The organism is Caballeronia sp. PC1 (assembly GCF_021353155.1).
Lineage (GTDB): Bacteria > Pseudomonadota > Gammaproteobacteria > Burkholderiales > Burkholderiaceae > Caballeronia > Caballeronia cordobensis.
Window position 1 is genome coordinate 474,195 of the sequence record NZ_JAJUBH010000004.1, and the last position, 14,936, is coordinate 489,130.

A 14,936-nucleotide genomic window follows, 5' to 3' on the forward strand; every position below is an offset into this window, starting at 1 on the left:
ATGACCGCAACCATTCTCAACAAACGGCCGGTCATCGGCATGTGCGTCCTCGCCGCGTGCGCAGCGCTCCTTGCTCAACCGGCTATGGCCAAAAAAGCCGCGAGCGACTCGGCGTTCAATGCCGCGATGGTCGCAGGCGACCCGATGAGCCCGATCAATCCGTTCAACGGCGGCGCTGATCCTTTGACGATGCCGGGCGATGCGCGCATCGGCGTCTTCCCGTACAGCCGCGACCAGATCTACCGCGTCCTGACTGCACCGCTCAAGCTGACGACGATCAAGTTGGAGAAGGGCGAGAAGCTGATTGCGGACCCGGCGATGGGCGATAGTGTCCAGTGGGAAATCGATGACGACAAGATGAACCATGTGTTCATCAAGCCGCACAAGGCTGATCTGGTCAACACGCTGCATCTGACGACGAATCTGCGCGAGTACGACTTCACGCTCATCGCGTCGCCGGCGGGCGGGATGTTCTATCAAACGGTGCGCTTCCAATACCCGCGCGCGCCAATGGCCCGCGTCAGCGCACGCGATGACGCGACGGCGACTGGCGGTCGCGGCGGTGTCGATTCGGGAAGCATCGGTGTTGCGCCGGACAAGCTGAACTGGGATTACAGCGTCGATGGCCGCGCCGAGTTCACGCCGGAGACAGTCTTCGACGACGGCCACGCCGTCTGGATGCGCATGCCCACCAAGGCTCAGGAGTGGCCGGTTCCTTTCATTCTCGACCACGGCGATCGTGTCGTCGCGAACTTCATCCGCCGCGGAGACTTCCTCGTTCTGCAGCGTCTGGCCGACGAGATCGTTCTTCGTTCCGGCAAAGACGAGGTCACGGTGACGCGCGGCCGCCGCCGCCTGTTCGGGGTGTTGTGATCGTGGCGAAGAAATCGGACTCGGCTACACCCAGCGCGGAGCAAGAAGCACTCGTCAAGGGCAAGACGCCCCGCAATGCGATCATGAGCATCGGCATTCTGGCAGCGGTCGTCATCGGAGGCCTCGGCTTTTACTATCAGCTGCAGGCGACGAACAAGGCGGACGAAGACGCGCGCATTAAGAAGGCGACGGCGCTCAAGTCGAGTACGGAAGCGCCCACTGCCGCGAACAACAATGACATCGACCAGATGATCCGTCAGCAGCGCGACGCAGCGGCGTCGGAGGCTGCCGCGCGTGCAGCGTCTGAAGCAGCGACTCCGAAGCCCGCCGTCAAGCCGATGCTAACCGGCGCGGACTTCCAGGAGGAAGTCAAAGGCTCGAGCACGGACACGCGCGAGCTTTCCCGCCAAGCGGCGCAAGACGCGATCTACACGTCCTCGATTTTCAAGCAGGCAGGCGCGTCGCGTTCGGCGAACTCGGCGACCGGCGTACTGCCCGCTGGCGTCCCTTCGTTGGACGAGGTACGAGCTGCCCGTAACGCTGCGGGAGCCAACACCCCCGATGCGATGGCGATCGCCTTGGCGAAGCAGGGCCAAGCACCGGAAGATCGCGACCGCGCCTTCCTGCGCGATGCGGGTTCGCGCGGCGGCATCGAACGGACAACCTTCAATGGCCGGTCGACGGGTTGCACGTTGACGCCGCCGCACGTCATCCACGTCAAGACGGTGGAGGGGCTGAACTCGGACAAGCCGGGTCGCGTGGCGTTGATGGTCGATGAGGATGTGTACGACAGCTTGGGCGGCGACTGCTTGATGATCCCGAAGGGCGCGTTCATCAATGGCATGTACAGCCCGGACGTCAAAGTTGGCCAAGAGCGCTTGCTGGTCGCTTCGACGAGTCTGCGCCTGCCCAACGGCAAGAGCGTGCCGCTCAACGGCATGCAGGGTGCGGACCAGAACGGCTACGCCGGTTTCTCGGGCGACGTGAACAACCACTTCCTGAAAATCTTCGGCGCGGGCTTCATTACTGCGATTTTGCTTAAGGCTTTCGACAGCAGTTCGCAGACGGCGACGACCGCGACGCCGAACGGCGTCACTACTTATGGTGACACGGCAGGACAGGTCGCGGCAGCGACGGCCCAGACTGTCATGCAGCGCAACCAGAATATCCCGCCGACGATCACGGTGGAACCCGGCCAGAAGTTTCTGGTGCAGGTCACCCAAGACATCGTGATGGAGCCGTACCATGAGTAAGGCTCTCGCGGCGGCATGCCTGTCTGTCATGGCGTTCGGCGCCCATGCTGCAACCATCGATTCGATCATCAGCCCGACGCGGATCGTGCTCGACGACGGCGTAAAGCGGGCAATCGTCGAACTGCCCGGCGAACCGGTCTACGCATGTGGGCTGAAGCCGTTCCTCGAATGGGCTAACCGTTTCGAAGGCCAAACAGTCGAAGCTGCTGCTGCCGGCGTCGCCGTGAGCATCGATGGGTCGCCGGTCAGCCTCGAAAGCCTTTTCGTGAAAGCCGGATGGCTGCGCCCCGCGAATCTTACCGATGACGCACAAGCGAGCATGGCAGAGCGGCGGGGTGGCTGGGCCTGCGCGTCCGCGCAAGCGCCATTCGACGTCATGCACACGTCGGTCGATCCCAAGATTCTCGCGAGTATCGCGCTGAACGAGTCGGCCTACAACGGTCGCGCATGGCCGTGGACGCTGAACGTCGCTGGTCGCGGCTTTTTCTTCCGCACGCGCGAGGACGCGTACCGAGCCATTCGATACCTCATCAGCAACGGCCGTTCGGACTTCGACATTGGCCTGATGCAAGTGAACTGGGGATACCACAGTAAGCGCTTCACGAATGCTTGGGATGCGCTCGCGCCGGCGACGAACATCCGTGTCGCCGAAGACATTCTCAACGAGAACTACCGCCTCACGCATTCCGCCGTGAAGGCCGTCGCCTATTACCACAGCGCCAATCCCGCCCCGGACCGCGAATACCTCGCGCGCTTCGTGAAGCATCTTTCTCAAATCGAACGCGGCCTATGAAGCACACGCTCTCTCTTCTTACTCTCGCGCTCGCCGCAGTCACGCTCAATGCGGCGGCCGCCGGCACGGACCCGCTCGACTTTGACTATGAGATCGCGGGCAATGTCCTTGAACGACCGGCGCTCGTCTTCAACGACGGCAGCGACACGTACTTCCAACCGCGTGCCGGTCAGGTGTTGCGCGTCGACGGTGGCCGCAGTCGGGGACCGTACATCGTCGTGCCGGGCACGCCAGAGGTGATCCGTTACTCGGCCGGCGCTTCGAGCGCCACCGCATACTGGAAGAAAGCGAATCGATTCATTGGCGACAAGGCGCGCACCGAGACACCTGCCGGATTCAGCGGATTTTCCGGTCGGCTCGCGCTCATTGGACCGCGCAGCAGCCTGGAAAGCACGCGGCCCCTGAATGCCACGCTGCCGCTCGCGCAGCTGGTGAAAGCGCTGGTGCCGCAGGGCTGGACGGGATCGGCACAGAAGGACATTGACCTGACGGCCTCGACGAGCTTCGGCACGCGCGATGGCGAGAACTGGATGCAGTCGCTTGATCGGCTGGTGGCCGTGTCGGACCTGTACGCCGACGTCGACTTCAACTCTCACCATGTAACACTTCGCCGCTCGGCGCCGCAGTCGGTGGCCGTCAACTATGTCGCGCCAGTGTCGCAGGTCGCTGCTGCTTCGGCGGCTGGCACTCCGGCGGCCGCGTCGAGCGCAGCTTCTGGGACAGACCCCATCGCAGACATCGCGAAGAAGGTCGATGCTGAAGCACCGGCCGCATCGGGGTCCGTGCTCGCCGCAAAGTTTGGCGCACTGGCGATCCGCGATGGCGACGACAGCCATATCCAGATCAAGTTCTCGGCAAAGCGCGCTGCGGAGCTGAAGGTAACGGGTCAAGACGGCAAATCGCTGCGCCCGAAGTGGGATGACGCGACTCGCGTGGTGACGTTCAACCGCGCGGAGCGCTTCACGATCTCCAACGAGACCGACAAGGTCGAAGTCGCCCGCGTCGCAGGAACCGTCTATGAGTTCGACGCCGCGAACAAGGCCGCTCTTCAAAGCGTGTTCGATGAAAACGGATCCACGTTCTTCAAGTTCGCCGACACGGTCGGCAAGGTGACCGTCGCCGATGTGGCGCACATGGGCTCCGGCGAGCAAAAGGGCCGCTATTACAAGTTCAACGGCACCGCCGACCAGTTCATCGTGAACGCGGACGGAAACGTCGTGAACGTGCTGCGCAAGCACGATGTGCAGTTTTTCGATCGGCCCGCGTCATGAGCCGACTGCTTCGCGTGTCGACGCTGCTCCTTGCAGCCGTCTCATTCCACGCGCATGCCGATTGTCTTGACGATGCCGCGCGCTATCACCGCGTGAGCGTTCAAGTGGTGCGTGCGATCGCACAGCAGGAGTCCGGAATGCGCCCGTATGTGACGAACCGCAACACCGATGGAAGCGAGGACATAGGCCTGATGCAGATCAACTCATCATGGTTACCAAAACTAGGCCGCTTCGGCATCACCCGGCAACACCTGTTCGATGCCTGCGTGAACGCCTATGTCGGGACCTGGATCCTGGCCTCGAACATTAAGCAGTTCGGTCCGACATGGAAAGCGGTCGGTGCCTACAACGCAGTCTCGTCGAATAAGCAACTCATCTACGCCAACAACATTTACCGCCGCCTGCAACGCGCGAACTGACCAACATGACGCCTATCTTCTCTCTTCAAACGCATCGCACCGCGCGCATGGTGGCTCACTTGTTAGCGTGTCTCGCACTCACGACCGTGCCGGGCTTTGCGGCGGCCGAACCCGACCAATCGCGCCTCGCACCACCGCCCGGTGACGGCTGGCAACTCCTCTCGGCACCCGCCGCGAAAGCCCCTGTGGCTCGAATTGCGATGGCGTTGCCGGTTGCGCCTGGCGTTCGCTCTGCCTCGGTCGCTCCCGCTGCAGCTGCTGCTACGGCCGCGCCCAAGGCCGATGTCGGTGGTCCGGCGCCGGTCGCACTTCCGGGCGCTGCCGCGCCGTCGCCAGTTGGCTCGATGGACGTCCCCCCGGTCGTCGTGCCGTTGCAAGGTGGCGCAACGGTGCCGGGTGGCGTTCTGTCTTTCTCGATCACGCCGCAGGACATCAACCTGCGCAATGCGCTCGATCGCTGGCTGCAGCAGCAGGGCTGGCAGCTCGCCTGGAAGATCGACGACGACTTGCCGCTTGAGTTCAACGCGACGTTCTCGGGCGACTTCAAGTCCGTGCTCACGCAAGTGATGCAGGCGACCAATCACATGCGCACGCCGACGCGGGTTTGCAAGCACACCAATGACGTAATCCGCATCGTCGCACGCGCAGCCAACTGCCAAGAGTAATCGCCATGCGCCTCACGAAAATCAAATCTGCCGTTGCCATTCTCATGGCTGCATCGCTGACCGGCTGCGCGGTGTCGCAATCCGACGTGAACCACGCCTATGACGCGACCAATGCAGAAGCCACACGCGCGATGGGCAACGGCCCCGAGTCGATGTCGCTCGTTGAGGAAGTGCCGACCGCGTTCCTCGGCGACCGGTTGGTGCCAGTCGCGTATGAAGCGACATTGCCCGCGATCTTCCGCGAGAAATCGGTTGTCTTCCCCGGCAATCTCCCGCTGTCGAAAATCGCCACGCTTGTCTCCACCGCTACCGGTTATCCGGTGCATCTGAGCCCGGATGTGTTCGTTCCGCGCGACGCGCTGATTCCGAAGACCAACGGCGGGAGCGGGCAGGTTGCCCCGATGCAGCCGCAAGCATTGGCCAGGTCGAATGTCGAGCCGGTCTATGCGCAGGCGTGTAACTGCAAGGTCGGTGAGTATCTGCGCGGCGTGACCGAAAACCTCGGCCTCGACTGGACGTTTGATGGCAGCACCATTTCCATCAGCCGGTTCGTCACAAAAACGTTCACGATCGCGGCGATCCCGGGCAAGGTCTCCATCAAGTCGACGATGTCGAAGGGTACGGATACGTCAACCGGTAACCAAGCGTCCGGTGGTACCACGGGCGGCACGTCGGGCAATACCGGATCTTTCTCGTCGATCACGTCCACCGGACGCGATGGCACGTTCGATCAAATCGGGATCATCCAGTCGGAACTGGAAAAGCTGAAGTCGCCGCTCGGCGAAGTCGTGGTCAATCCGCAAAGCCGCTTGGTGATGGTTCGCGACACCAAAGAAGCCGTCGATCGCATGGGCGCGCTGCTCGCGCGTGAGAACGCGATCTCGACGCGTCAGGTCGCGCTGCGCGTGCGTACGCTGCAAGTCGACTTGAGCAATTCGTCGCAAGCAGGCGTCAGCGCGGACATCGTGTTCAACCGCATCTCGGACGGACTGAAGCGCTATTCGATCACGGTGGCTTCGCCTACCTCGTTGGCAACAGCGATTGGCGGCACCGTAGGCCTGTCGGTCTTGAAGCCTGGCTCTCCGATGGAAGGCACCAACGCGATCATCAGTGGCCTCAACGCTTTCGGAAAGACGGTTCAGGACAACACCCAGACGAAGCTGACTTTGAACGGTCTGCCCGTGTCCATCGGATCATTCGAGACGAAAGGCTATTTGGCAGCCACCACGCCGAGCGTTGGCTCGATCGCCGGTAGTTCCGCAGGCGTACCCGGCTTGCAGCCGGGATCGGTGACTGTGGGTGACTTCGTAAACATTCTGCCGTCGGTCAACGATCACAATCAAATCATTCTGTCGTACTGGAGCGACAGCTCGAAGCTGAACGGCCCGTTCACGACCATCAGCACGGGTTCGGGCGCCACGCTGCAGCAGATCCAGTTGCCTGACATCCTCGGCAATAAGGACGACCAGACCATTGCGCTGTCCGATGGACAGACCGTTGTGCTGTACGGCGCGGTGAGCAATCGTTATGACGGCAACAGCAACAACGGCATTGGTGGTCTCTCGGGCGCATGGAATAAGGGCCGGACGTTCCAGGTGATCATGCTGACGGCGACTGTCGTCCCGTCGATGTGAGCGCGAGGTAAGCATCCCTATGCACTTCGAATCCATACCGGGAGAAAAGGGCGCGAAGCTCGTATTCGGGCTGGATTGGCGCGCTTATTCCGCCAAGGGCGCTCGCGCCGAACGCCGACACTACGTCGAGGAGTCCGGCGCGACGCATTACACCGAATACAAGGCGAATGACGAGACCATCGTCGGGTTCTGCGAACTTGAACCTGCGCACCGCAAGGGCGGCAAGCTGTACTCTGCTGCGGCGCGTATCGCGTCGTTGGACCGCGTTCGTCGGCGTCCGGCGGTACTCGTTCTCATACAGAACGATGAGCACGTGCATTTGGTGCTCGTGCAGCGTGGCGCTGTTTCGCTCGATCAGGAAGTAGCGCTTAATGCACTTCCCGATCGGCGAGACGAGATCGAGGATGGGTGCGCGAAAGCCGGGCTCGAACTGGCGACCCTTGGCTACGGCGCGCAACTGCACGCGGTCGACGAGTCGTTCGACCTTCGCGAGCTGCTCGTTGCGCGCAAGGTCGGGCTAATCAAGATGGTCCCGGTGGCGGTACCCACGACGGTGCCGTTGCTCGTCATCCTCGCTGCCGTGTTCTTCGGCGGCAAGCAATTGATTGACGTGCTCAATCCGCCCCCACCGCCGCCCGCGCCTCCGCCGACGTTCATGCAGGAGTACCAGTCCGCAGTGATGCGCACGTTTGCCGCGCCTGCTCCGCTCGCGAACCAACTCGCACCCAAGCTGCTGGCTAGTTTCGGCGCGCAGGAAACCAACGTCGCAGGATGGCAGTTTCAAAAAGCGTCCTGCACGATCGCGGGTCCCTGCATCACAACCTACAAGCGACAGGGCGGCACGTTCAAGGAATTCGACGCACGCGCGCCGGAGTCGCTGCGACCGGTCGTCTTCAACCCGGACGGTTGGCATCTGACCGCGCGTGGGCCTGAAGTAACTGTCGCTGAACGTGTCGCGCTCGCCCAACAAAAGACGTGGCCGACTCAGCAGGCACTCATCAAGGCATTGCAGACCTATCCGCAAAAGCTTTCGACCAAGCCAGACACGCTCGATAGCCACGGTTATGTCGTTGATATCAAGGCCGCCGAGCGCCTCATTGCGCGACAACCTATGGCCGAAGAAGTGCAGGGGCCGCTTGTGCAACGGGGCACGTGGCAAATCGACGGATACAAATGGCAAAGCGCGCTGCTCGCGCGCCTGCCCGACAACATGGCACTGGACACCCTCGACGTTGAGCTGAAAGAGGACGGTACCGGGGTGCATTTCACTGCGAAGGGTAAATACTATGTTCTCAACTAAGTGGCCAGCACGGGCCGCCTGCTTCGGTGCGCTCATGTTCTTCGCCGGCGCGGCGGTTTCGCAGGAAAGTCATCTCACGCTGGACGACATTGACAAGCTTGCGCGCGCAAAGCTCGTCGACTCGATGCGGGGTCCGCAAGGTGGTCAAGGCGGAGCAGCGGCACCGGGCAGCGGCGTTGGCCTCGCTTCCCCACTCGGTGCGACGCCCGCGGCGGTGACGGCGGCCCCACCAGCAGCGCCCAAGTTTGAGCACAAGCCCAGTGTCCCGTTCAAGCGCGTCATTCCAGCAAACTTCGTTGGCGCGTACTCCGACATGTCGGGCTCCTACGTGCTGTATGACTATCAAGGCACGACTTATACCGCGCGCAGCGGCAGCCGCTTGCTCAACGGTTGGACTGTCGCCTCCATCGACGGCTTCACCGTCAGTCTTGTCGACGGCAAGCGCCACTGGACAGAGACCATCGCAGCGCCCTCCGGCGCGCCCGCCGCGATTCCAGACTCGCCGGCCGTCAGGGCGATCACTGATCTGTCCTCGCCGCTTCCGCCGGGGGGTGTGTCATCTACCGCTTCCACCTTTGTACCGTTTGGGAAATAAGAAATGGGTCTGTTCGCACAAGAAGAGCAGGGCACGCCGGACACCCCGCGCGGCGGCTTCCTGAAGCGCTTTCGCGCTCCGCGCTCGAGCTTCGTTGAGCCTGGCATTGCTGCGGAGCCGAAATTCGCCTCCGCAGAGCCTGTTGCCGGAAAACGGAAGCGGCGAGATAGAACTTCCGAAATGGCGGCGGAGCAAGCGTTGCCGGTGAGCACGCGCGCGGTGAATTCCCAAGTCACGTTTCTCGGTCGCGCGCTGTCGGGGGGCGATATTGAGGACGTCGAGAGCACAGAGGTTGGCGATGACTGGCACTCGCCGGCGCAGGCGGTGCCTGAGAGATCCGAAGCTCCGGTGCATGCGGCCGACGATGACGTGGCATTTCGCCCGTTTGTCCCGCCCCGCTTCGAACGGCCAACCTTCGCGAGTATGTCTGCGGCGATGGCGGCCTGGGAGCGTGGCGAACCAGTGCATGGCGTGCCAACGGCCGAAGCGGTGCCAGCAGCTGCCCACCCGAGCTACGAGGCGCGGCCTGAGCCGCAGCCGATGGCCGCGCCGTCGGAAACCCTTGGGCATCGTAACGTTGCCGCGGACGTTGCGCCTTCTGACACACGCCTCGCGGCTGGTGCAAACGCCAAACCGCGTGCGTCCGAGAAGCAACCGGATGTGCTTCAGCGGCCCATCGCCTTGGACGAGAAAAAGTCCATGTCCGCGCCCACGATGGCAGAGCAAGAACAGCCAGCGGACGACGAAGAACAGCTTGAGTGCAGTGGGCTGTCATCAGGGCGGCCGGAGCTCGTATCGCCCGATTCGCTTCCGGACTTCAAGCGCATTCTGACCGTGGCGGATGACGATGCCGCACTGCGCATTCCCGCGGCCGCCCGCAAGGAGTTCGTCGCCGTTGAACTGCAACCGGGTGTGGCGATCACGGTGGCCACCGCGCGATTCTCAGCGAAGGCTCAGTACGCAACCTTCATCAAAGATCTGGGCGCCAACGACATTCTCGTGCGCGAGGAGATGATCGCGACCGATGCCGTTATCGCCGCGATCTACTCGGGGAAGGCTGCAGCTTCCGCGAACTCTACACTCCGCGAAGCCAGCCGCGCGATCGGCAATTTTCGCGATATCGTCGAGGCCGCACATGCTTACGGTGCGAGCGACATCCATTTCGAGCCGCGCGAATTCCACAACGAGGTCGAAGTGCGGTTCCGTGTGAACGGCGACATGTACACCTTCAGCCGCATGCCCAAGGCGATCGTGCGTCGCGCCTTGTTTGCGGCGTATAGCGATCTCGTTCAGCGAAACACCAACACGGGCAACAGCTTCCAGCCGAGCGCGCCCCAGTCCGCAATGATTCCGCTGGTCGTCAAGACGGACACGGTGAACCTGCGCTGGCAGTCGTCACCGCTGGTGGGCGGGTATGACGTCACGCTGCGTCTGCTCGACGGCAACTTCAAGAACTATTCGGTGCTGCTGCCGAAAGACATGGGCCTGGAGAAGAGCCAGCTTGATCTCATCGAGACGCTCAACTATGTGAGCGGCGGCATTACGGCGCTCACTGGCGAGACGGGTTCGGGCAAGACGACGACGCTGCGCGCCCTCTCGTACATGCTGCCAGATCGGGAACTCAAGAAGCAGTTCGCAGTGAACGAGCCTTCCGAGTATCCGATGCCGTGGCTGTCGGACTACTCGATCATCCGCCGCCCGGACGAAACCGACGATGAAGCCAACCGCAAGTACGCGGAGGTGATTCGAACGCTGATGCGGCAGGACCCTGACGATTTGACGATCGGGGAAGTCCGTGACCGCGTCGTGATGGGACTGGTCGCGGAACTCGCGCTGACCGGCCACCCGGTGCGATTCTCGCTGCACGCGGGCGACATCATCGCTGCCGTGATGCGTATGGCGGGAGGGCGACTGCAAGTGCCGATCGACGAACTGGCTTCCGAAGGGTTCATCAATGCCGTCGGCAACCAGAAGCTGATTCCGACGCTTTGCGAGCACTGCAAGCTGCCGGCGGAAGACGTCATGTCCAAAGCCGACCTTGAATTGATGCGGACGAAGTTCGGTCTCGACACCTCGGCGATGGCGTGCCGCAACTACGACGGCTGCGAGCACTGCCGGCTGAAGGGGCTTTTCACGCGCAACGGCAAGGTGGCAGGCGGCACCAAGCGTCCGTCGCTGGCCGCCGAGCTGTATCGCCCGACCCCGGAATTTTTGGAGCGGGTTGCCGAGCGCGACTGGGCGGGTGCGCGCGCAGTTTGGCGCAGCGCGCGGCGTACAGGGTTCGATAACGAGGATATGACTGGAAAGACGCTCTATGAACATGCTCTTTTCAAGACGTCGCGCGGTTCGATTGACCCACAATTCATCAATCGCTCGATGCAGTCGTTCGCGCAGTACCGCGTGATGCCCGGCGTCGATGGTTTGATGGTCTAACCCTAGTCCTCCATGATCACCACGTTCGCAAAGATGCTGCCCGAGCGGCAGCAGTTGTTCGTCGCGCGCTGGCGGTTTCAGAGAGTCCGCGAGGACTTTTACCGCGAGACGCGTCTCGATATCGCAGTGAAGGGCCTGCGCAACACCGAGACGCTGTTCGACCGGCTTGAAACGTACGAGAAGCGCAGCCGTTCGCGAGGCAAACTCGAGTGGCGCGTGTTCGCGCGCATCCGCGAGACCATGCAGCGCGGGGAGAGCTTCGCGCTTGCAATCAAGCCATTCGTCCCCGGCGACGAGTACGCGCTACTGGACATCGCGGACGAGTCTTCCCGCGAAGATGCGGTCGTTCGCGGCTTCGAGCTCGCGGAAATGGCAGCGAAGGCTAAGCGCGTGCTGTCGTCGACAACCTCGGTGCTGATGGCATACCCGGCGTTGCTGCTGATCTATATGTACGCGTACTGCATGCTGTTTGGTGGGGTCATTTTCCCGCAGGTGCTCGACGTCCGGCCCCTCGATCAATGGCCCGATCTTGGCCGGTTTCTCTATTACGTCGACACGTTCTGCTACGAATACTGGTGGCTCACGCTTACGGCGATGATCGGCCTTGTGCTCGCTTACTTTTCGAGCCTGAAGCGCTGGGCCGGTCCGCTGCGCGACAGGTTCGATCGCACGCCGCTGTTCTGGCGCAATCGCCGCGACCTTCGCGCGGCGCTGCTTATTGTTTCGCTCGCGGGCCTGTTTGACTCAAACCTCACGCTCCGTGCGGCGCTGGAAAGGCTTCTCAAGACAGCCGATCCATGGCTGCGCTGGCATTTGAAGATCATGGATCGACGCTTGACGGCCCGATCCGATGAGCCGATGCGCGCGCTCGACACTGGCATCTTTTCGGTCACGATCGTCGACACGATCACCGACGCTGCGGGCCGCGATCAGTTCGAAGCCGCTATCAAGAGTCTAGGCCGCGAGTCGCTCGATCGCGTCGTTGAAGCAGTTAAGCGCAACGCTCGAACGACGCACTTCATCCTGCTCGGCTTTGCAGCCGCACTGTTTCTGACCCTCGGCATTGGCTCATACGTCGTGACGGGTGCCGTCAACCTCACATCGGGGAATCCCGCCGCTTCAAGCTATTAAGGAAAAGCAAAATGACCAACGAACATAAGCAACCAGTCCAGATCGACCCGATCAAAGAGCGCCGGGCGCGCATCCTTAAAATTGCCCGCGCGAAAAAGCAGTCGGGCGAGCTGTCGATGATCGAGGCAGGCGCGGTGATGGCTGGCGCCGCGCTGCTCGCGCTCGCCGTCTATGCGGGGGGCAAGTATGTACTCGATCTGATTCATTCGTCTCAGTTCAAGAGCGAAGCGCAGATGTTCCACACCGGGATACTGAACGCAACGCAGAACGACGCCGATTTCTCGTCCGAGACGCTCACGGTGCTGGCGCAGAATCACGCGTTCGATTCCGCGGGTTCGCGCGTCGCCTCGGACAAGTCGGCGGTCAAGGGCATGTTCAATGGCACGGTGACGGCGGCCGTCGGCACGCTCGTTACCTCGAATGACTCGTTGATTCTGACGTATCCGGTGACATCGACGGTCTGCTCCCTGAGTGCGGCTGCGCTGATCACCGTCTACACGCAGGTGACCGTCAACGGCACAACGATCTTCTCGCCGACGGTCACGTTCAACCCGCAGACGGTCGCTACTGCATGCGCATCGAACGGCGCGATGGCGTCGATGGGACTGTGGACCACCCGTACCTGATCGCGGACCGCCGACATGGGAAGCATTCTTGAGATGTTGATCGTCCTGGTCGGCGCGGCCTTGCTGACGGTACAGGGTATCAAGGAAGACATCGCTGCCAAACGCCAGAATCTGCTGCAGATCGAAGGGGAGAACATCGCGTCAATCAATTCGGCGCTTGGCAGTTACATCACCAACAACTACGCCTCGCTTATTCCAGTGGGGTATTCGCAGACGACGTCAACGCCCATCGCCGCGCCGACGCTGGCGCAACTGAGCGCGCAGTCGAACAACAAAGTCACGTTCAAGAACGGGCCGTTCTGGGGCGGCACTTACCAGATCGCGTTGGCCGTTGTGCCGGACAACTGCTCGACCGCAGCGGGCAATTGCCATATCGCCTCGCAAATCTATCCGAGCCTGCCGCTTATCAGCATGACGGACAAGACGGCCGACATTGCCGGCGCCGGTATCCTAGCTGCCGCCGGGGGAGCGCAGTTCGGCTACTCGACAAACCGAGCGCCGGCGACGGTCAACGGAATTCATGGCGGGTGGACATTGCCTAATCCAGTCGGTAGCAAGGCTGGGATGGTGCTGGCGATCAACGGTTTTGGTGCGGACGGTAATTCGCCTTATTACCGGCGTGACGGCGCGCTACCGCTAACTGGCACGATGAACGCGAATAATCAGGACATCCAGAACGCTGGAAACGTAACCGCGAAGACGCTCAAATTGCCGGCTGGTAACACCCTGCAGATGGCCAACGGAACCATCTACTATGGCGACGACACGAATGCGGCGGTTCGTACTAAAGGTACGCTGTATGTCCAGAACTACTCGGGATCAGCTCCGGCTCCGATCAGCGTCGGCAACGTCACTTCGAACGGTACGGTAAGTGCGGTCACGGTAACGGGGAGTACAGTGAACGCCACCGTTGCAAACATCAACTCGGCGGCGTCGAACTGCTCGTGGAACGGCGTGACGATCCGAAATAACCAGCTTTTCGTTTGCAACAAGTTCGGCAACTGGGTCGGAGCTAGCAGCCTTGTTAGCAATCAGTCTGCCGATGCTCAATATAGCGGTTGGTACAACGGTTGGGGAGTCTATCCCCCTGCATGTGGACCAGGTGGGTCGGCATGGTATCGAATCACTCCGCAGTCAATCACAACTGACTACTCCAACCATAATCCGCCTATCTCCGGGGCGCGTTACGCAATGGGTTGGAACGGCTCGCAATGGGTCCTTCAGATATACGACGTACTTGCTGACGGCGCAAATACGCTTGTGCAAGATCAGCTCGGCCTGCAAGCGCAAATCGACGTTGGCTGTAGCTACTCAAACCAATAAGAACATGAAGCGATTTACGACGGCAATCTCGTTTGCGCTGATGGGGACACTCAGCGGTGTGCTGACGGCTCCGGTCACCTCCAACGCGGAATGGGTCCAGAATCCCATCGGCGTTCCGCGTGCTCCCGGCTGCGACCCAGGGTATTCGTGGCAGAAGCTGGGTGTGCGGTACCAGTGCGCCACGCCACAACCTAATTGCGCATATGGCTTTGCTAGTGGACCAGTTTGGACAGGGACAGCTTGGAACTACTCCTGTAATGTACCGCCGCCTCCAAGCTGCCCGAGTGGGACAACACAGTTTGTCGCGCCCTCGTGGAACGGCTCGGCCTGGGTCGGACAGGTATGCCAACCAAATGCACCCACGCAACCGAAAGGGAATCCCGAGGAAGCCTGCCGAACCTACGTGACTCAGAAACTCGGCTTTTGGCCTGGATGGGGCGTGCAGAACTCAATTTTTGACGACGGCACGAACACTGAATTTATTACCAACACGTACAACACATCTCCGAACACTTACCAATACGCCATGTGCAGGGCGAGCGATAGTACCGGCGAAGTGAACGGCTACGATGTGCAGGGTTATGGCGACACTGCGGGCTCGGGCGGTTGAGGCAAAGGTT

Annotated in this window: 14 protein-coding genes; all 14 read left to right on the plus strand. The window is 61.6% G+C overall.

Translation table 11 applies throughout. The features are described 5' to 3' along the window. Nucleotides 1-873, plus strand: coding sequence for a TrbG/VirB9 family P-type conjugative transfer protein (locus tag LY284_RS35510; protein WP_375294336.1), 873 nt, complete (start codon nt 1-3; stop codon nt 871-873). Nucleotides 874-875: 2 nt separating this feature from the next. Further along, the gene (locus LY284_RS39170) at nt 876-2,126 is read left to right on the plus strand and encodes a TrbI/VirB10 family protein (RefSeq protein WP_233391835.1); all 1,251 of its coding nucleotides are present in this window, start codon (nt 876-878) and stop codon (nt 2,124-2,126) included. After that, nucleotides 2,119-2,919: a transglycosylase SLT domain-containing protein gene (locus LY284_RS35520; protein WP_233391838.1), complete on the plus strand. Its 801-nt coding sequence runs from the start codon at nt 2,119-2,121 to the stop codon at nt 2,917-2,919. The genes LY284_RS39170 and LY284_RS35520 overlap by 8 nt, the downstream gene beginning before the upstream one ends. Beyond that, a complete protein-coding gene (locus tag LY284_RS35525) occupies nt 2,916-4,190 on the plus strand; it encodes a TrbG/VirB9 family P-type conjugative transfer protein (protein ID WP_233391840.1) in 1,275 nt (424 codons plus the stop codon). Before LY284_RS35520 ends, LY284_RS35525 begins: the two co-directional genes overlap by 4 nt. Beyond that, entirely contained in the window at nt 4,187-4,609 is a 423-nt protein-coding gene (locus LY284_RS35530) for a lytic transglycosylase domain-containing protein (protein ID WP_233391842.1), read from the plus strand. The genes LY284_RS35525 and LY284_RS35530 overlap by 4 nt, the downstream gene beginning before the upstream one ends. Before the next feature lie 200 nt (nt 4,610-4,809). Then, on the plus strand, nt 4,810-5,274 hold the full coding sequence (locus LY284_RS35535) for a toxin co-regulated pilus biosynthesis Q family protein (RefSeq protein WP_375294337.1): 465 nt from the start codon (nt 4,810-4,812) through the stop codon (nt 5,272-5,274). A 5-nt stretch (nt 5,275-5,279) separates the two neighbouring features. Then, a complete protein-coding gene (locus LY284_RS35540) occupies nt 5,280-6,908 on the plus strand; it encodes a type II secretory pathway protein (RefSeq protein ID WP_233391846.1) in 1,629 nt (542 codons plus the stop codon). A 19-nt stretch (nt 6,909-6,927) separates the two neighbouring features. Further along, nucleotides 6,928-8,208, plus strand: coding sequence for a hypothetical protein (locus LY284_RS35545; RefSeq protein WP_233391848.1), 1,281 nt, complete (start codon nt 6,928-6,930; stop codon nt 8,206-8,208). Between the two features lie 34 nt (nt 8,209-8,242). After that, nucleotides 8,243-8,803, plus strand: coding sequence for a hypothetical protein (locus tag LY284_RS35550; protein WP_233391850.1), 561 nt, complete (start codon nt 8,243-8,245; stop codon nt 8,801-8,803). 3 nt (nt 8,804-8,806) lie between these two features. Further along, complete coding sequence (locus LY284_RS35555) at nt 8,807-11,236, plus strand: ATPase, T2SS/T4P/T4SS family (protein ID WP_375294338.1); 2,430 nt, start codon at nt 8,807-8,809, stop codon at nt 11,234-11,236. Between the two features lie 12 nt (nt 11,237-11,248). Beyond that, complete coding sequence (locus tag LY284_RS35560) at nt 11,249-12,367, plus strand: type II secretion system protein (protein WP_233391852.1); 1,119 nt, start codon at nt 11,249-11,251, stop codon at nt 12,365-12,367. Nucleotides 12,368-12,378: 11 nt separating this feature from the next. Next, a complete protein-coding gene (locus LY284_RS35565; RefSeq protein WP_025527611.1) occupies nt 12,379-12,993 on the plus strand; it encodes a type 4 pilus major pilin in 615 nt (204 codons plus the stop codon). Nucleotides 12,994-13,008: 15 nt separating this feature from the next. After that, on the plus strand, nt 13,009-14,316 hold the full coding sequence (locus tag LY284_RS35570) for a hypothetical protein (protein WP_233391854.1): 1,308 nt from the start codon (nt 13,009-13,011) through the stop codon (nt 14,314-14,316). 403 nt (nt 14,317-14,719) lie between these two features. After that, nucleotides 14,720-14,926, plus strand: coding sequence for a hypothetical protein (locus LY284_RS35575; RefSeq protein ID WP_145944901.1), 207 nt, complete (start codon nt 14,720-14,722; stop codon nt 14,924-14,926). The last annotated feature ends 10 nt before the right edge of the window (nt 14,927-14,936 follow it).